The sequence below is a fragment of the Pseudomonas sp. GW821-FHT10B02 genome (assembly GCF_059415665.1).
Window position 1 is genome coordinate 417,191 of the sequence record NZ_JBWKNR010000003.1, and the last position, 18,584, is coordinate 435,774.

Below are 18,584 nucleotides of genomic sequence, written 5' to 3' on the forward strand. Positions count from 1 at the left end.
TTTTTTCATCTCGCGTGACAGAGAAGGCAGAACCCTTTGCTTTGACCTTCTCAAGGACCCCTTGCATGCCCCTTCGCCCGAGCCCACTTGCCCAAGCCCTTCGTGCATTCCTGTTCGGCGCTGGCCTGAGCGTTGCCGCCGTCCCAGCCCTGGCTGACGCGCCTGCAGCACGCAGCTACCACATCGCGCCGATGTCGCTGGAAAGCGCCCTGAACCAGTTCGGCCGGGAAAGCGGCGTGCTGATCTCGTTCGGCTCCCAGGTCACCAGCGGTGTGCAGAGCCCGGGCCTGGACGGCCAGTACAGCCCGCAACAGGCACTGGATATCCTGCTCCAGGGCAGCGGCCTGCAGGCCCGTGCCGAAGGTGAAAACGCCTTCAGCCTGCAACCGGCAGCCACTGCCAACGCGCCTGTAGAGCTGGGTACGTCGACCGTGGTCGGCGACTGGCTGGGGGCAGCTGAACAGGACAATGTCTTCGAGCATCCCGGTGCCCGCGATGTCATCCGTCGCGAAGAATTCGAACGTCAAGGCGCCACTACCGCCCGAGAAGTGCTCAACCGCATTCCCGGGGTCAACGCCCCGGAAAACAACGGCACCGGCAGCCATGACATGGCGCTGAACTTCGGCATCCGCGGCCTCAATCCGCGTCTGGCATCGCGCTCCACGGTATTGATGGACGGCATCCCGGTGCCCTTCGCACCCTATGGTCAGCCACAGCTGTCGTTCGCCCCGATCAGCATGGGCAACATGGATGCGGTAGACGTCGTGCGCGGCGGCGGTGCGGTGCGCTACGGCCCGCAGAACGTCGGCGGTATCGTCAACTTCGTGACCCGCGCGATTCCTGATGAGCCGACGGTCAAAGCCGGCTTCCAGACCCAGACCAGCCCGTCGTCCAGCCAAGACGGCTTCAAGACCAGCGCCAACCTGCTCGCCGGTGGCACCAACGACAACGGCCTGGGCGGCGCGCTGCTCTACTCCGGCACCCGCGGTGGCGACTGGCGCGAGCACAGCGACACACAGATCGACGACCTGATCCTCAAGGGCAAACTGCAGCTCGACGACGCCAACAGCCTGCACGCCATGGCCCAGTACTACGAGGGTGAAGCGCAGATGCCCGGCGGCCTGAACGTCGCCGATTACGATGCCGATCCGTATCAGTCGACCCGCTTGCAGGACAAGTTCTGGGGCCGCCGGACGATGTTCAACTTCGGTTACGACTACAAGGAAGATGCCCGTCAGTTCAGCGTCAACAGCTTCTTCACCAAGACCCTGCGCAGCGGCTATCTGGACCAGGGCAGCTTCGTTTCGCTGTCGCCGCGTGAATACTGGGTACGCGGGATCGAAACGCGCTTCTCCCAGGGCTTCGCGCTCGGTGAGAGTTGGCATGAAGTCGGCGTCGGCTACCGCTACATCAACGAAGCCGGCCACGAGCTGCGCTACCGCGAACCGATCAGCGCCAACCAGCTGCCAACCACCGCCAGCCGCAACGACCGCGACACCCGCGGCAGCACCGAAGCCCATGCGTTGTTCCTCGATGACCGCATCGACATCGGCCAGTGGACCATCACCCCGGGCATCCGCTACGAGATGATCGATTCCGAGCAGAACAACAACCTCACTGGCCAGCACTACCAGGGCGACTACAACACCGCCCTGCCGGCGTTGAACGTGATGTATCACCTGACCGACAGCTGGAACCTGTATGCCAACACCGAAGGTTCCTTCGGCAGTGTGCAGTACAGCCAGATGCCCAACCGCGTCAGCAGCGGCGAAGTCAAACCGGAAAAAGCCCGGACCTGGGAGCTGGGTACGCGCTATGACGATGGCCTGCTGCAGGCCGAGATCGGTGCATTCCTGATCAACTTCGACAACCAGTACGAAAGCAACCAGACCAACGACTCGGTGATTGCCCGCGGCGAAACCCGCCACCAGGGTATCGAGACCAGCGTCAAGTATGCCCTCGAGGGCCTGAACCCTGCCCTGGCCGGTTTCGACGTGTATGCAACCTACGCGTTTGTTGATGCGAAAATCCGCGAAGACGGGCCGAACAAGGGTAATCGTGTACCCTTCTCGTCACGTCACAAAGGCACCCTCGGCGTTGCCTACACCGAAGGCCGGTGGCAGCTGAACCTGGACAGCACCTATCAGAGCGACCAGTACGCCGACAACGCCAATACCTCCAGCGAAAGTGCCGATGGCAGCACCGGACGCATCCCTGGCTACATGCTGTTCAGCAGCCGCGCGGCCTATGATTTCGGCCCGCAACTGTCGAACCTGAACGTCGCCGTCGGGGTGAAAAACATCTTCAATCACCAGTACTACACGCGCTCCTTTGATGACAACAACAAGGGCAAGTACGTCGGTGAACCTCTTACGGTATACCTGCAGACCTCCGTCGCGTTTTGATCCAGCGCATGCAAAAGCCCGGCCGAAGCCGGGCTTTTTGCAACAAGAAATTTATCTTTCAAAAGGACTTGAAATGTTGCGCCAAGTGCCTGACCTTGTAGTCAAGAGGCGATGGTTTCCACAGGCCGCAAAGGCCCCATCGATTCTCTTGCGAGCTAGCTGAATAAGGGATTGAACTATGCAAATCCAAGTCAATAGCGACAACCATATTCAAGGCAACATTCGACTGGAAGAGTGGGTCCGCAGCACCGTAGAAAGCACGCTCGAACGATTTGATGAAGACCTCACCCGCGTCGAGGTCCACTTGCGCGACGAGAATGGCGACAAGCCAGGTCCGCACGACAAACGCTGCCAGATGGAGGCACGCCCAAAAGGCCATCAACCGATTTCCGTGAGCCACAAATCCGCGTCCCTCGACCAGGCTGTCGAGGGTGCCGCGATCAAGCTCAACCACGCCCTGGAGCACTTCTACGGCAAGCTGCGCAGCAAACGTGCGGTGACCCAGCAAAGCGTTGACGGCGCCCAGAACGACGGTTTGCTACAGGAAGAATTTCTGGAGAACGAGCAAGCTCGCAGTATTAGCTGAATGACATAACGCAGACGGTAAAAAGGCGAGCCCGGTGGGCTCGCCTTTTTTATTGCAACAACTGCCTTGAAACCAGACCCGGTGGGAGCGGGCTTGCCCCGCGATTGCAGTGTTTCAGTCACATCGCATCGCGGGGCAAGCCCGCTCCCACAGACCGCCACCCCACCGGATGTTACTTGCTTTCTTCGATCTCTTTGCCGCTCGCATCAATAGCCTTGGTCGAGGGGTATTGGTACGAGGCATAACGCACCACCAGAATCGCAAACGCCAACAGCAAAATCCCGCCACACACATACAGCAAACCGACATCCGGCGCTTTATGGTGCGAGACGTCGCCGATCAGCAGGCGCGTCAGTGCGGTGATCGCTACATAAAGCAGGAAGCGGATCGGCATGTGGTTGGTCTTGAAGTAGATCCCCACCATCGCCCCCAGCTCGAGGTAGATGAACAGCAGCAGGATGTCATCGACGCTGACACCGCCCTTGCCGAGCATATCGATGAAGGTCGCCACCGCCGCATAGGCAGTAATCGCACCGATGCCGAACAGGGCCAGGTAGTGAAATGCTTCGACGCAGAGGTTGCCCAGCGAGTCCGCCGAGCCATGCAGGCCTTTGCGCAGTTTGTCTGCCCATTTGATGTTCACGATTTCGCTTTCCTTGATACGGCTGGGAGGATGATGCGCCACACGCATGACGCTTTTTCTGCATGCAGTAAAAAGGCCAGGGGCTGTGTTTGAGAAGGCGACCAAACGCCGCAAGGCACAGCCATCGCTGGCTGTGCCTTGTGCTTTCAACCGTAGGTTGGAAAAACCGTGTTATTCCAGTGCCGAAGCCGGGCCGAAGAACTCGTAGCGGCTCTGCTTCTCAGGAACGCCGAGGCCCTTGAGGTGCCCCTTGACCGTGGCCATGAAGCCTTTCGGGCCGAGGAAGTAGGCATCCAGGTCACGCTCCTGCGGCAGCCATTCGTTCAACTGGTCGGCAGTCAGCAGGCCAACGGCATCGGCAGGTTCACTGACACCATCGTCTTCGGCATAGCAGTAGAAGCGTTTGACCTGCGGGTAACGCGCCGCCAGACCATCGACCCAGTCACGGAACGCGTGCACCGCACCGTTGCGTGCACAGTGGATGAAGTGCACCAGACGCCCGCTTTCCAGCGCCGCTTCCAGCATCGCCAAGGTCGGGGTGATGCCGACGCCGCCGCTGATCAGCACCAGCGGCTTGTCGCTGGCACTCAAGGTGAATTCGCCCGATGGCGGGAACAGCTTGATGGTGTCGCCCACGGCCAGTTGCTCGTGCAGGTAGTTGGAAACCTTGCCACCGGCCTCGCGCTTGACGCTGATGCGGTACTGACCGGCATTGCTCAGGGCCGACAGCGAATAGTTACGGCGCTGTTCCACGCCGTCGATGAACAGCTGCAGGCCGATGTACTGACCGGGTTCGGCGCTGAGAATCGCACCACCATCGAGCGGAGCGAAGTAGAAGGAAACGATCTCGCTGCTTTCGTCGACGCGCTGCACCAGTTTGAAGTCGCGCGCACCACGCCAGCCACCCGGAGCGGCGGCTTTCTGAGCATAGATGTCGGCTTCGGCACCGATGAGGATATCGGCCAGTTGCTGGTAAGCAGCGCCCCAGGCAGCAATCACTTCAGGGGTGGCGATTTCCTTGCCGAGCACTTCTTCGATGGCGCGCAGCAGGCAGCTACCGACGATCGGGTAATGTTCCGGAAGGATCTGCAAGGCCACATGCTTGTTGATGATCTGGCCGACCAGGCCACCGAGCTGTTCGAGCTGGTCGATGTGCCGAGCATACATCAGTACACCGTTGGCCAGGGCCCGAGGCTGGTCGCCGCTGGCCTGGTGCGCCTGGTTGAACAGCGGGCGCACCTCTGGGTATTCGCTGAGCATCAGTTTGTAGAAGTGAGTGGTCAGCGCCTCACCGCCGCTTTCCAGCAGGGGAACAGTGGCTTTGACGATTGCACGATCCTGGGCATTGAGCATGAATGACTCCTGAGCCTGTGGCTTCTTGATGAATGCGTTGGTTAATTCAGTTTCCATGCCAACTTTAAAATCGTTATAAATCAACGAGTTATATTTTATAGAGTCATAAAGACCATGAATGCGATATAGTCAATAAGACCAACAGGAGTCTTTATGACCGCAAAATCCCTGCTCACCGCCCTACTGCCGCTGGTCAGCGACCTGGCCCGCGACCTGCCCGAACGCGAACGCTACCGACGCCTGCTCGAAGCCATGCGCAGCCTGTTGCCCTGCGACGCTGCCGCGCTGCTGCGTCTGGACGGTGACTGGCTGGTGCCGCTGGCGGTCGATGGCTTGAGTACCGACACCCTTGGGCGGCGCTTCAAGGTCAACGAACATCCGCGCTTCGAGGCAATTCTCGGCAACAGCGCGCCCACCCGCTTTGCCAGCGACAGCGAACTGCCCGACCCTTACGACGGCCTGGTCGAAGGCCTGCACCAGCATCTGGAAGTCCACGACTGCATGGGCTGCCCGCTGTATGTCGATGAGCAGCCCTGGGGCCTGATCACCCTCGATGCGCTGGACCCGGAGCAGTTCCAGCAGGTCGAACTCGATGCCCTGCAAGCCTTTGCCAGCCTGGCAGAAGCCACGGTCAACGTCGCCGAACGCATCGAGCGTCTGGCGTTACGCGCCGAGGATGAGCATGAACGCGCCGAGGTGTATCGCCAGGCCAGCGGCCAGCAGCACAAGGAACTGATCGGTCAGAGCAAAGCGCACAAGCGCCTGCTGGAGGAAATCCAGCTGGTCGGCAGCAGCGACCTGACCGTGCTGATCACCGGTGAAACCGGGGTCGGCAAAGAGCTGGTGGCCCAGGCCATCCATCAGACCTCAAGCCGTGCCGACAAACCGATGATCAGCCTCAACTGCGCAGCCTTGCCCGACACCCTGGTAGAGAGCGAGCTGTTCGGCCATGTGCGCGGCGCCTTTACCGGCGCCGTCGGTGAACGCCGCGGCAAGTTCGAACTGGCCAACGGCGGTACGCTGTTTCTCGACGAAGTCGGCGAGCTGTCGCTGACCGTACAGGCCAAGCTGTTGCGCGTGCTGCAGAGCGGGCAATTGCAGCGACTGGGTTCAGACCAGGAACACCGCGTCGATGTACGTCTGATCGCCGCCACCAACCGCGACCTGGCCGATGAAGTACGCAGCGGACGTTATCGCGCCGACTTCTATCACCGCCTGAGTGTCTACCCGCTGCTGGTGCCGCCGCTGCGCGAACGTGGGCGCGATGTGCTGCTGCTCAGCGGCTACTTTCTCGAACAGAATCGCTCGCGCATGGGCCTGGGCAGCCTGCGCCTGAGCGCTGAAGCCCAGGCCGCGCTGCTGGCCTACGACTGGCCGGGCAACGTGCGTGAACTGGAGCACCTGATCGGCCGCTCGGCGCTCAAGGCCCTCGGCCAGCACCGCCAGCGCCCGAAGATTCTGACCCTGGATGCTGCCGACCTGGACCTGAGACCTGTCGAGCCTGTAACCAATCACAGCCAGGCACCGCTACCTGCCGAAGTACCCCTGCCTGCTGGCGACCTGCGCCAGGCCCTCGATGATTACCAGCGCCAGCTGATCCAGGCCTGCCTTGAGCGCCATCAGCACAACTGGGCCAGCAGCGCCCGCGAACTGGGCCTGGACCGCGCCAATCTCGGTCGCCTGGCCAAGCGCCTGGGTCTACGCTGATTTGTGCAAGCGATTAAAGCCACGGACTGGCGGGTCGATAACCCGGCATCTCCCCATTTCAATCTGTCCTGAAGGTGCCTATGGCCTCGCAAAATGCCCGCGCGGACTCGCTGTCGTTGCTGCTGTTCACTCTGCGCAGTGGCAAGCTGATGGCGATCAACCTGCTCAAGGTCAGTGAAATCATTCCCTGCCCGCCGCTGACCAAACTGCCGGAGTCGCACCCCCACGTCAAAGGCGTGGCCACCCTGCGTGGCAACTCGCTGTCGGTGATCGACCTGTCCCGCGCCATTGGCGAACGGCCACTGGAAGATCCTCAGGGCGGTTGCCTGATCGTCACCGACATCAGCCGTTCCAAGCAGGGCCTGCATGTGCAGGCGGTGAGCAAGATCGTGCATTGCCTGAGCACCGACATCAAACCGCCGCCCTATGGCTCGGGCAGCAAGTCGTTCATCACCGGCGTCACCCGGGTCGACAACACCCTGGTGCAGGTGCTGGATATCGAAAAAGTCATCCATGGCATCGCCCCGCCTGCTCACGAAGTGCTCACCAGCGAGTTGAGCGCGGATGATGCGTCGCTGCTGGCCGCCACCAATATACTGGTGGTCGATGACAGCCAGGTCGCCCTGCAGCAATCGGTGCACACCCTGCGCAGCCTCGGGATCGAATGCCACACCGCGCGCAGTGCCAAGGATGCGATCAACACCCTGCTGGAGCTGCAAGGCACCGAGCAGGAAATCAACGTGGTGGTCTCGGATATCGAAATGTCCGAAATGGACGGCTACGCCTTCACCCGCACCCTGCGCGACACCCCGGACTTCAAGCACCTCTATGTACTGCTGCATACCTCTCTGGACAGTGCCATGAACAGCGAAAAAGCCAGGCTCGCCGGGGCCAATGCGGTGCTGACCAAGTTCTCCTCACCGGACCTGACCGATTGCCTGATCGTCGCCGCCCGCGCCGTGGCTTTCGCAGAAGGCTGACACCCAAGCGCTGAGGGTTGTGCTTGAAAGTGCCTGAACCTCAGGCACAATCGAGTCCATTGTCTATCGAGTCCCCGCTAAACCGTGAACACTGCCCAAACTGGCGATATCCGCTTCGACTGCACCGGCTGCGGCAAATGCTGCACTGGCCACCACGTCCCCCTGACCCTGAGCGAAGCCCGCCAATGGACGAGCTCCGGCGGCCAGGTCATCGTCCTGGTCGAAGCCTTCCTGGCCAACGGCCTGGGTTTGCCAGCCGATCAGCGCGAACATGCCTTGCGTCGTTCCTGGCCGGTGCCGTGCGGTAGCACCGAGGCGCATGTGGCGATCACCTTCGCCGCCTTCAACCCCGAACGCTGCCGCAATCTGGATGCCGATGACCGTTGCACCATCTACGAAATCCGGCCACTGGTGTGCCGCATCTATCCGATGGAAATCAACCCGCACATTCCCTTGCGCCCCGAAGCCAAGGACTGCCCCGGCGAAGCCTGGCAAAGCGGCCCGCCGTTGATCCACGGCCAGCACCTGGTCGACCGGCGCCTGGCCGAATTGATCGAACGCTCGCGCCAGGCCGACCGCGACGATATCCGTGGCAAAGTCGCCATCTGCCAGGCACTGGGCATTGATACCAGCGCCGTGAAAGGTAACGGCTTCACCGCCTATTTGCCTGACACCCAGGCCCTGGCCCGGGCACTGCAAGAAGTCCGCCCCGAGGGACAGATCGCGCCCTGGACCCTGCATGTGCTTGACCCGCAGCTGTGCGAACAACTCGAGGCCTGCGGTGCCCGGTTCCGCAGTGAAGCGGCCGGGCACTACAGCTTCATCGGTTTTTGATCAGCCTCAATGGCAGCGCCGCCAGAACTCGGCGGCCAGGCGCCGCAAATCCTCGGCCAGTGCGGCCACGTCGCTGGCGCTGAGGTGGCTCTGCTGACCGACCTGCACCGTTGACTCGCTGGCCTGGCGAATACTGATGATGTTGCAGTTGATGCTCTCGCTGACCTGACTCTGCTGTTCCACCGCCGCCGCAATCTGCACACTCATCTCGCTGATCTGTTTGACCCGCAGGCTGATGCCGTCCAGCGCGCTGGCCGCACGCCGGGCCTGATCGACGCTGTGCCCGGCATGCTCGCTGCTCTGCTGCATCACCTGCACCGCATCGCGAGCACCGACCTGCAGGACACTGATCATGCGCTGAATCTCGTGGGTTGATTGCGCTGTACGCTGCGCCAGGCTACGCACCTCATCGGCGACCACGGCAAAACCACGGCCCTGATCCCCCGCCCGAGCCGCCTCGATAGCGGCGTTGAGTGCCAGCAGGTTGGTCTGCTCGGCGATCCCGCGAATCACCTCCACCACCCCGGTGATCTCACTGCTGTGGTTCTGCAGGGTGTGGATAACCTCGGTGGCAGCATCCAGCGAGCTGGCCAGTTCCTGGATCGCGCTACGGTTGAGGTCGACCAGCTGATGCCCGGCACGGGTTTCGCCTTCGGCCTGATCGGCGGCCTGGGAGGCTTGCTGGGCATTGCTGGCGACCTGGGCGACGCTGGCGGCCATCTGGTTGATTGCGGTAGCGATCTGGTCGGCCTCGCCCTGCTGCTCGAGGCTGTTGCTGTGACTGCTTTGCAGCGATTGCGCCAGCGAGCCGCTGTGTCCGGCCAGGCGCCGGGAAGTGTCACCGATGCGCCCGACCACCGCACCGAGCTGGCCCTTGAGCATACGCAGGGCGAAATCGATCTGGCCAATGCCATCGCGTCGGCCGGTATACAACTGCTGGCTCAGCGGGTTATCGGCGATGGTCAGGGCTTCGGCACACAGACGCTGAAACGGCTTGAGCACGGCAAGAATCACCAACGCACTCAAAGCACTGGCCAGCAGCACCTCCAGCACGCCTTGCCAGGGCAATACCGGCAGCAACCAGCGCGTGAGCGCCGAGGCCAGCACCACCCCAAGTGTCACCCCTGCCCACAGTTGCCAGCCAAGCCCCAGCACCGGTAAACGTTGCCACCAGGCCTGGCGCCCACTGCGCAGCTGTGCATAACAGCGCTCGGCAGCCTCGATCTGCTCGGCGCTGGGTTTGGTCCGTACCGATTGATACTCCACCGTATGACCCTGACTGGCGATGGGCGAAACGAAAGCGCTGACCCAGTAGTGATCGCCACTCTTGCAACGGTTCTTCACCAGCCCCATCCACGACTGGCCGCGTTTGAGCGTCTGCCACATCTGTTCGAATGCCTGTGACGGCATATCCGGATGGCGCACGATATGGTGCGCGCTGCCCATCAGTTCTTCACGGCTGAAACCGCTGATCTTGACGAAGTCGTCATTGGCGTAGGTGATTACACTGGAGAGATCAGTGGTGGAAAGGATATTGGCGTCACCGGGATAATCCACATTGCGACCGGTCACAGGCATATTGCTCTTCATCGGAGGCACTCGTTGTTATTGGGAGAATCGGCAGGGCGTACGACTCTAGTGACAAATTGGCCCGATTTATTGATCCAGCTCAGGATAATTGGCAATTGGCCATTACCCTCCCCTACAAGCTGTCCGCGCTGTCAGTTAGCCGTCACGCTGCTGACCTGATCGAGCCGCTATAAACTAGGCATGACCCCTCTGCCAGCGGTGCCCGGCAAGCATGCGAATCAACTCCCGTACCCTTGTGATCTGCACCCTCCTCCTCGCCCTGGCAGGTGCTGCCCTGTGGTTGTCCAGTCGTTCGGGCAGTGAAAAGCCGGCCGGGGTTGCGGCCATACCGGTTCGGGTGGTCAGCGTCAAACAGCAGGATGTACCGCGCTTTGTCAGCGGTATCGGATCGGTGCTGTCGCTGCACAGCGTGGTCATCCGTCCGCAGGTCGAAGGGGTGCTGACCCGACTGCTGGTCAAGGAGGGGCAGTGGGTCAAGCAAGGCGATCTGCTGGCGACCATCGACGACCGCGCCATCCGCGCCAGCCTGGAGCAGGCCAAGGCGCAGCTGGGTCAGAGTCAGGCGCAGTTGCAGGTCGCCGGTGTCGACCTCAAGCGTTACAGGTTGCTCAGTACAGACAATGGCGTATCGCGCCAGACCCTGGACCAGCAGCAAGCGCTGTTCAATCAGTTGCAAGCCACCGTGCTGGGCAATCAGGCCGCGATTGCCGCCGCTCAGGTGCAATTGTCCTACACCCAGATTCTTTCACCGGTGACCGGCAGGGTCGGTATCCGCAATGTCGATGAAGGCAACTTCCTGCGCGTGGCCGATACCCAGGGACTGTTCAGCGTCACCCAGATCGACCCGATCGGGGTCGAGTTCTCTTTGCCGCAACACATGTTGCCGACCTTGCAGGGGCTGCTCAAAGCGCAGCCCCCGGCGGTGGTCCAGGCCTACCTGGAAGGCGATGGCGACAGCAGCGGCACGTTGCTGGCCGAGGGTCATCTGACTCTGATCGACAATCAGGTGGCCGCCAACACCGGGACCATCCGGGTCAAGGCCGAGTTCGCCAACCCCGACGCCCGCCTCTGGCCTGGTCAGCTGGTGACCCTGAAGCTGCAGACCGCACTGGAGCAGAACGCCCTGGTGGTACCTCCCCAGGTGGTGCAGCGCGGCATTGACGGGCACTACGTGTACCGGCTGGCCGGCAACAAAGTCGAAAGCGTGCCGGTCAAGGTGCTGTATCAGGACAGCGCCCTGAACATCATCGCCGGGGTCAGCCGAGACGATAAACTGGTCTCCGACGGCCAGTCCCGGCTCAAGCCCGGAGCCACCGTCGAAGTGGCCGCCGAAACGGCCGCACCTGAAGACGTGGCCGCCGGCCAGGTGCAGCCATGAACGCCCGCGGTTCGCTATCGCGCTGGTGTATCGACCGCCCGATCGCCACACTGCTGCTGACATTCGCGCTGGTGCTGCTCGGGGTCATCGCCTTTCCCCGCCTGCCGGTCGCGCCCTTGCCCGAGGCCGATTTTCCGACGATCCAGGTCACCGCCCAGTTGCCCGGCGCCAGCCCCGAGACCATGGCCTCGTCGGTGGCCACGCCGCTGGAAGTGCAGTTCAGTGCCATCCCCGGCATGACCCAGATGACCTCCAGCAGCGCCCTGGGTTCGACCAACCTGATCCTGCAGTTCAGCCTGGAAAAAAGCATCGACACCGCCGCCCAGGAAGTCCAGGCCGCAATCAACACCGCCACCGCGCGCCTGCCCCAGGACATGCCCAGCCCGCCGACCTGGCGCAAGGTCAACCCGGCGGACAGCCCGGTGCTGATCCTCACCGTCAGCTCGGCGCAGATGCCGGCCAACGAACTGAGCGACTACGCCGAAACCCTGCTGGCCAGGCAGCTGAGCCAGATCGAAGGCGTCGGCCTGATCAACATCACCGGCCAGTTGCGCCCGGCCATCCGTGTTCAGGCCCAGCCGGAAAAACTCGCCGCCCTGGGGCTGACCCTCGCCGACCTGCGCCAGGCCATCCAGCAAACCAGCCTGAACCTGGCCAAAGGTGCGCTGTATGGCGAAAGCAGCGTCTCGACCCTGGCCACCAACGACCAGCTGTTCCACCCCGAGGAATACGCCCAGCTGATCGTCTCCTACCGCGACGGCGCGCCGGTGCACCTGAAGGATGTCGCCAAGGTCATCAACGGCGCCGAAAATGCCTACGTCAAAGCCTGGTCCGGCGAGCAGCAGGGCCTGAACCTGGTGGTGTTCCGCCAACCGGGCGCGAACATCGTCGAGACTGTCGACGGGGTCATGGAGGCCTTGCCGCGGCTCGAACAGATGCTCCCGGCGGCGGTCCAGGTCTCGGTGCTCAACGACCGCACGCAGACCATCCGCGCTTCCCTGCACGAAGTGGAAATCACCCTGATGATCGCGGTGATCCTGGTGATCGGGGTGATGGCGCTGTTCCTGCGGCAATGGTCGGCGACCTTGATCGTATCCAGCGTGCTCGGCGTGTCGCTGATCGCCAGCTTTGCCCTGATGTACCTGTTCGGCTTCAGCCTGAACAACCTGACCCTGGTGGCCATCGTCATCGCCGTGGGCTTTGTGGTCGATGACGCGATCGTGGTGGTGGAGAACATCCACCGTCACCTGGAAGCCGGCGACAGCAAGCGCGAGGCGGCGATCAAGGGTGCCGGAGAGATCGGTTTTACCGTGGTCTCGATCAGTTTTTCGCTGGTGGCGGCGTTCATTCCGCTGCTGTTCATGGGCGGTGTGGTTGGCCGTCTGTTCAAGGAATTCGCCCTCACCGCAACCTCGACCATCCTCATATCGGTGGTGGTGTCGCTGACCCTGGCACCGACTTTATGCGCCCTGTTCATGGAGCGCCCCGAACACAAAGACCAACACAAGGTCACCTTCGGCGAACGCCTGCTGGCCTGGTACGAGCGCGTGCTGGTCAAGGCCCTGGCGCATCAGCGACTGATGATGGGGATCTTCGGCGTCACCCTGGCGCTGGCGGTGGTCGGCTATGTTGCCATTCCCAAAGGCTTCTTCCCGGTCCAGGACACCGGCTTCATCCTCGGCACCTCGGAAGGCGCTGCGGATATCTCCTACCCGGACATGATCAAAAAGCACCAGGCACTGGCCAAGGTCATCGAAGCCGACCCGGCAGTGCGCGCGTTCTCCCATGCGGTCGGGGTCACCGGCAGCAACCAGACCATCGCCAACGGCCGCTTCTGGATTGCCCTCAAGGACCGTGGTGATCGCGACGTCTCGGCCAGCGAGTTCATCGATCGCCTGCGCCCGAAACTGGCCAAGGTACCCGGCGTGGTCCTCTACCTGCGCGCCGGCCAGGACATCAACCTCAGCTCCGGCCCCACCCGCAGCCAGTACCAGTACGTGCTCAAAAGCAACGACGGCGCGGCGCTGAACCTGTGGACCCAGCGCCTGACCGAACGCCTGAAGGCCAACCCGGCCTTTCGCGACCTGTCCAACGACCTGCAGCTGGGCGCCAGCGTCACCCGCATCGATATCGACCGCCGCGCCGCGGCACGCTTCGGCCTGACCACCACCGACATCGACCAGGCGCTCTATGACGCCTTCGGCCAGCGCCAGATCAGCGAATTCCAGACCGAAACCAACCAGTACAAGGTGATCCTCGAGCTCGACGCCCGCCAGCGCGGCAAGGCCGAAAGCCTGAATTACTTCTACCTGCGCTCACCGCTGACCGGCGAAATGGTACCGCTGTCGGTGCTGGCCAAGGTCGCACCGCCGAGTACAGGGCCGTTGTCGATCAGCCATGACGGTCTTTTCCCGGCGGCCAACCTGTCGTTCAACCTGGCCTCCGGTGTGGCACTGGGTGATGCGGTACAGATCCTCGAACGCACCCAACGCGAACTGGGCATGCCCGACTCGATCATCGGCAATTTCCAGGGTGCCGCGCAGGCCTTCCAGAGTTCGCTGTCGAGCCAGCCGTGGCTGATCCTCGCCGCGCTGGTGGCGGTGTACATCATTCTCGGCGTGCTCTACGAGAGCTTCGTCCATCCGCTGACCATCATCTCCACCCTGCCCTCCGCCGGGCTTGGCGCGTTGGCGCTGCTGTGGCTGTCGGGCCAGGACTTCAGCATCATGGGCCTGATCGGCATTGTGCTGCTGATCGGTATCGTCAAGAAAAACGGCATCCTGCTCATCGACTTTGCCCTGGATGCCCAGCGCAACCTGGGCCTGAGCCCCGAGCAGGCGATCCACCAGGCCTGCCTGACGCGCTTTCGGCCGATCATGATGACCACCCTCGCCGCCCTGCTCGGTGCCGTGCCGTTGATGTTCGGCATGGGCGCTGGCGCCGAACTGCGCCAGCCGCTGGGGATTGCCGTGGTCGGCGGCTTGCTGGTCAGCCAGGCGCTGACACTGTTCACCACGCCAATCATATACTTGGCCCTGGAACGCTTGTTCCATCGGCGTCAGGCGTCGCAAAGCGCGGCGCAGCCCAATGCCAGTTGAGAACCGAACATGCGTGTGCTGATTATCGAAGATGAAGAAAAGACCGCCGACTACCTGCACCGCGGCCTGACCGAGCAAGGTTTCACCGTGGACCTGGCCCGCGACGGCATCGACGGCCTGCACCTGGCCCTGGAAGGCGATTACGCGGTGATCGTGCTCGACGTCATGCTCCCCGGCCTCGACGGTTATGGCGTGCTGCGCGCCCTGCGCGCACGCAAGCAGACGCCGGTGATCATGCTCACCGCCCGCGAGCGGGTCGAGGACCGCATTCATGGCCTGCGCGAGGGCGCCGATGACTACCTCGGCAAGCCGTTCTCCTTCCTCGAACTGGTCGCTCGCCTGCAAGCCCTGACCCGCCGTAGCGGCAGCCACGAACCGGTGCAGATCCAGGTCGCCGACCTCTGGGTCGACCTGATCAGCCGCAAGGCCAGCCGCGCCGGACAACGCCTGGACCTGACCGCCAAGGAGTTCTCGCTGCTCAGTGTGCTGGCCCGGCGCCAGGGCGAAATCCTCTCCAAGACCGCCATTGCCGAACTGGTCTGGGACATCAACTTCGACAGCGATGCCAACGTCGTCGAAGTGGCGATCAAGCGCCTGCGCGCCAAGCTCGACGGCCCCTTTGAAACCAAGCTGCTGCATACCATTCGAGGCATGGGCTATGTTCTGGAAAACCGTGCCGGCTAACTCCATCGCCCTGCGCCTGAGCGCGCTGTTTACCCTGGTCGCACTGGGTGTGTTCCTGTTGATCGGCAGCGCCTTGTACAAGCAGGTGGACCGCAGCCTGGACCTGCTGCCAGTGGCGGAACTGGAGGCGCGCTTCAGTGTGCTGGAGTCGTCGCTGACCCGCTACGACACCACCGAGCACTGGGCGAAGATCACCAACAAGCTCAACCTGCTGGGCGAAGAAGATCGCCGTATCCGCTTCTGGGTGGTCAGTGGCAACAGCACGTTCGAGTACGGCCATCCCGATGCCGGCATCCGCGCCTTCGCCCAAGGGGCACTGGGGATGCGCGACCTGCGCCTGAGCGATAGCCCCTACCCGTACAAAGTGCTGGTCAGTGAATTGCCGGCCATGGGCGCGCGCCCGCCGTTGCGCTTTCTGATCGCCATCAACACCGAAACCTTCTGGGAGACACAACACACCTTGCTGGTGGCGATTATCAGCCTGTCGGTGTTCGGCGTCTTCCTCGCCTCATTGCTCGGTTACTGGGTGGCGCGGGTCGGGCTCAAGCCGCTGGGCACGCTCTCGGCAGAAGCGCAAAAACTTGCGCCGCCTCGCTTGAGCGGTCGCCTGCAGTTATCCGACCTGCCACCGGAAGTGGCGCAGTTCGCCAGCGCCTTCAACTCCACCCTGGAGCGGGTAGACCTGGCCTATACCCGCCTTGAAGCCTTCAATGCCGACGTTGCCCATGAACTGCGCTCACCGCTGACCAACCTGATCGGCCAGACCCAGGTGGCGCTGACGCGGGGGCGCAGTGCCGAGCATTACTTCGAGGTGCTGCAATCGAACCTGGAAGAACTCGAACGCCTGCGCACCATCATCAACGACATGCTGTTCCTCGCCAGTGCCGACCAGGGCAGTAAGGCCACGGCCCTGACCTGCAGCTCGCTGGCCGAAGAAGTGGCGGCGACCCTCGATTACCTCGACTACATCCTCGAGGACGCCCGGGTACGCGTCGAGGTCAGTGGCGACGCCCAGGCGCACATCGAAAAGGCCCAGTTGCGCCGGGCCCTGATCAACCTGCTGAACAACGCCGTGCAACACACCGCAGCCCAGCAGGTCATCCAGGTGCGCATCGAACAGGTCGATGGACAGATCAGCATCGCGGTGAGCAACCCGGGGCCGGCGATTGCCGAGGAACATCTACCGATGCTGTTCGAGCGCTTCTACCGGGTCGATGCCGCGCGCACCAGTGGTGCTGGCAATCATGGATTGGGGCTGGCGATCGTCAAGGCAATTGCCCTGATGCATGGTGGCAGCGTGTTCGTGCGCAGCCAGGCGGGGGCCAATACCTTCGGGATCCTGTTACCGGCTTGAGGGCCCTATCGCTGGCAAAGCCAGCTCCCACAAGAACTGTGCATATATGTCCCTGTGGGAGCTGGCCTTGCCAGCGATGCCTGCAACGACTATTACCCTGGACGCAATAGTACTTCTCGAAAAAGTCACTGTTTCTTGCCGGTGTTTCCGACTAATTTAGTCGGACCTACTTAACACTTGCACCGCAAGAAGGCTGTTTCAAAATGTCCAACAGTATGGGTGTTGCCAGCGTATTCGTCCTGTCTTCCCTGTTATTGTCTCCTCTGGCCATGGCCGAGGAATCCCAGGCGTTCATCGCTCGCAATGCCGAGCTGGCTGTCGTCCACGAACAGGCTCGCGAGGCCTTCGCCGCCCAGTCCGAGCAAGGGTCAAAGCCCGCAGAACAGACCGCTTCCAAGGTTTCTTCGAGTGACGCAGCCGAGAGCTGATCAGCACGCCGTATCTCCCTTCGACTCCTTGGGTAATCGCACAGGTGACTTGAGCGCCTGTGCGGTTGTCTTTCAAAGCCACTGATGATCAGCGGCTTTTTTTTCGTGTGTCGAAAAGTGCCAGTCAGCTGGCTCGTTTGCTCATAAAAAGATCAACTTTCGCACCACCGAAATTGCCTTACTTTCACCTCAAGGAGTCCACCCCGGTGAACACTGCTTTACGCTTCAGCCCCCTGTTCGTTGCACTGACTGCAACGATCCCCTTCAACGCCCAGGCCAACGAGGAACAGGCCGAAGGCTTTATCGAAGGGTCCAGCCTCAACGTGCATGCGCGCAACTACTACCTCAACCGCAATCAGCTGAATCGCGGCGAGCATGACAATCGGGAGTGGGGACAGGGTTTTCTCGGTAAGTTCGAATCGGGCTACACCCCGGGCACCGTCGGCTTCGGCCTGGATGTACATGGCATGCTCGGCCTGAAACTCGATGGCGGCGCCGGCACCTCCGGCAGCAGCATCCTGCCAATCAATACCCAGGGCGACGGCGAGCCGGGCAAGGCCCACGACTCGTTCTCGACCGCCGGTGCGGCAGTCAAACTCAAGGCCTTCGACACCGAACTCAAGGCCGGTGATCTGTTTCTGACCAACCCGGTAATCGCCGGTGGTGAGTCGCGCATGCTGCCGCAGACCTTCCGCGGCGTCAGCCTGACCAACAACAGCTTCGCAGGCCTGATGCTCGAAGCCGGCCAGGCCAGCTTCACCAAGCCCTACAACCAGAGCGGCCACCGCCGCATCGACACCTTCTACGGCGCCTTGCCGGATGATCGCCAGAGCCGTCACCTGAACTGGGCCGGCATGGCCTGGAGCGGCGTACCGAACCTGACCTCGAGCCTGTATGCCTCCGAGCTCAAGGACATCTGGAACCAGTACTACTTCGACCTCGACTACACCTACAAGGTCAACGACCTGGTCAGCCTCAACCCGGGCCTGCACTACTACCACACCCAGGACACCGGCCAGGCGCTGCTCGGCAACATCGACAACAACACCTACAGCCTGCACTTCACCGTCAATGTCGGCTACAACAGCCTCACCGCGGTGTACCAGCGGGTCAATGGCAACACCCCGTTCGACTACATCAACCAGGGCGACAGCGTCTACCTGGACAACTCGCAGATCTATTCGGACTTCAACGGCCCCAACGAGCGCTCGTGGAAGCTCAAATATGCCTACGACTTCACCGGCCAGGGCATTCCCGGCCTGACCTCGATCGTCTCCTACTCGCGCGGTGAACTGGACCTGACCAAGGTCGATCCCAACAGCGTCGGTTATGGCGAATACTGGTACAACCCCGAAGGCGAGAACGCCCGCCACTGGGAGCGCGATATCGACCTGCAGTATGTGTTCCAGCAAGGCACCCTCAAGGACCTCTCGGTCCTGCTGCGCTGGGCCAGCCACCGTGGCAGCCAGGGCTACCCGCAGACCGGCAGCGATGCCGACGAGTACCGGGTAATCGTCGACTACCCACTGAACATCTTCTGACCC

The 18,584-nt window shown here is 62.1% G+C and carries 14 protein-coding genes and 1 pseudogene; 11 read left to right on the top strand and 4 right to left on the bottom strand.

All coding sequences use genetic code 11. The features are described from left to right. Positions 1-65 precede the first annotated feature (65 nt). Together fecA and AC07OF_RS07580 are read left to right on the top strand one after the other, a co-directional pair. Positions 66-2,405, top strand: coding sequence for a TonB-dependent Fe(3+) dicitrate receptor FecA (fecA, locus tag AC07OF_RS07575; protein WP_495072717.1), 2,340 nt, complete (start codon positions 66-68; stop codon positions 2,403-2,405). Between the two features lie 178 nt (positions 2,406-2,583). Further along, positions 2,584-2,991 (top strand): HPF/RaiA family ribosome-associated protein, encoded by a 408-nt coding sequence (locus AC07OF_RS07580; protein WP_038607024.1) that lies wholly within the window; start codon positions 2,584-2,586, stop codon positions 2,989-2,991. 172 nt (positions 2,992-3,163) lie between these two features. Here the strand turns inward: AC07OF_RS07580 and AC07OF_RS07585 are convergent, their stop codons facing one another. Both AC07OF_RS07585 and hmpA read right to left on the bottom strand, forming a co-directional pair. Continuing rightward, entirely contained in the window at positions 3,164-3,634 is a 471-nt protein-coding gene (locus AC07OF_RS07585) for a phosphate-starvation-inducible protein PsiE (protein WP_157191180.1), read from the bottom strand. A 171-nt stretch (positions 3,635-3,805) separates the two neighbouring features. Further along, a complete protein-coding gene (gene hmpA, locus AC07OF_RS07590; RefSeq protein WP_495072737.1) occupies positions 3,806-4,987 on the bottom strand; it encodes an NO-inducible flavohemoprotein in 1,182 nt (393 codons plus the stop codon). A 153-nt stretch (positions 4,988-5,140) separates the two neighbouring features. Here hmpA and norR point away from each other — a divergent pair, with 153 nt between their 5' ends. The 3 genes from norR to AC07OF_RS07605 all read left to right on the top strand — a co-directional run bounded on the left by norR (position 5,141) and on the right by AC07OF_RS07605 (position 8,508). Further along, entirely contained in the window at positions 5,141-6,694 is a 1,554-nt protein-coding gene (gene norR, locus AC07OF_RS07595; protein WP_157191179.1) for a nitric oxide reductase transcriptional regulator NorR, read from the top strand. A gap of 80 nt (positions 6,695-6,774) precedes the next feature. Beyond that, a complete protein-coding gene (locus tag AC07OF_RS07600; RefSeq protein ID WP_038607019.1) occupies positions 6,775-7,674 on the top strand; it encodes a chemotaxis protein in 900 nt (299 codons plus the stop codon). 84 nt (positions 7,675-7,758) lie between these two features. Continuing rightward, positions 7,759-8,508 carry a YkgJ family cysteine cluster protein gene (locus AC07OF_RS07605; RefSeq protein ID WP_157191178.1) on the top strand — a complete coding sequence of 250 codons (750 nt, stop codon included), beginning with the start codon at positions 7,759-7,761 and terminating at the stop codon, positions 8,506-8,508. 6 nt (positions 8,509-8,514) lie between these two features. Here the strand turns inward: AC07OF_RS07605 and AC07OF_RS07610 are convergent, their stop codons facing one another. Both AC07OF_RS07610 and AC07OF_RS07615 read right to left on the bottom strand, forming a co-directional pair. Then, positions 8,515-9,588: a methyl-accepting chemotaxis protein gene (locus AC07OF_RS07610; protein ID WP_408635417.1), complete on the bottom strand. Its 1,074-nt coding sequence runs from the start codon at positions 9,586-9,588 to the stop codon at positions 8,515-8,517. 228 nt (positions 9,589-9,816) lie between these two features. Next, positions 9,817-10,098: pseudogene (locus AC07OF_RS07615) on the bottom strand (PAS domain-containing protein); the annotation flags it as partial. A 211-nt stretch (positions 10,099-10,309) separates the two neighbouring features. Here AC07OF_RS07615 and AC07OF_RS07620 point away from each other — a divergent pair. The 6 genes from AC07OF_RS07620 to AC07OF_RS07645 all read left to right on the top strand — a co-directional run bounded on the left by AC07OF_RS07620 (position 10,310) and on the right by AC07OF_RS07645 (position 18,581). After that, a complete protein-coding gene (locus tag AC07OF_RS07620; RefSeq protein ID WP_476446530.1) occupies positions 10,310-11,476 on the top strand; it encodes an efflux RND transporter periplasmic adaptor subunit in 1,167 nt (388 codons plus the stop codon). After that, positions 11,473-14,574: a multidrug efflux RND transporter permease subunit gene (locus AC07OF_RS07625; protein WP_476446529.1), complete on the top strand. Its 3,102-nt coding sequence runs from the start codon at positions 11,473-11,475 to the stop codon at positions 14,572-14,574. Before AC07OF_RS07620 ends, AC07OF_RS07625 begins: the two co-directional genes overlap by 4 nt. 9 nt (positions 14,575-14,583) lie before the next feature. Further along, positions 14,584-15,258 (top strand): heavy metal response regulator transcription factor, encoded by a 675-nt coding sequence (locus AC07OF_RS07630; RefSeq protein WP_038607006.1) that lies wholly within the window; start codon positions 14,584-14,586, stop codon positions 15,256-15,258. Next, positions 15,233-16,612 carry a heavy metal sensor histidine kinase gene (locus AC07OF_RS07635; RefSeq protein WP_495072718.1) on the top strand — a complete coding sequence of 460 codons (1,380 nt, stop codon included), beginning with the start codon at positions 15,233-15,235 and terminating at the stop codon, positions 16,610-16,612. Before AC07OF_RS07630 ends, AC07OF_RS07635 begins: the two co-directional genes overlap by 26 nt. Before the next feature lie 203 nt (positions 16,613-16,815). After that, positions 16,816-17,040 (top strand): hypothetical protein, encoded by a 225-nt coding sequence (locus AC07OF_RS07640; protein ID WP_495072719.1) that lies wholly within the window; start codon positions 16,816-16,818, stop codon positions 17,038-17,040. 206 nt (positions 17,041-17,246) lie between these two features. Continuing rightward, a complete protein-coding gene (locus AC07OF_RS07645; RefSeq protein ID WP_191831100.1) occupies positions 17,247-18,581 on the top strand; it encodes an OprD family porin in 1,335 nt (444 codons plus the stop codon). The last annotated feature ends 3 nt before the right edge of the window (positions 18,582-18,584 follow it).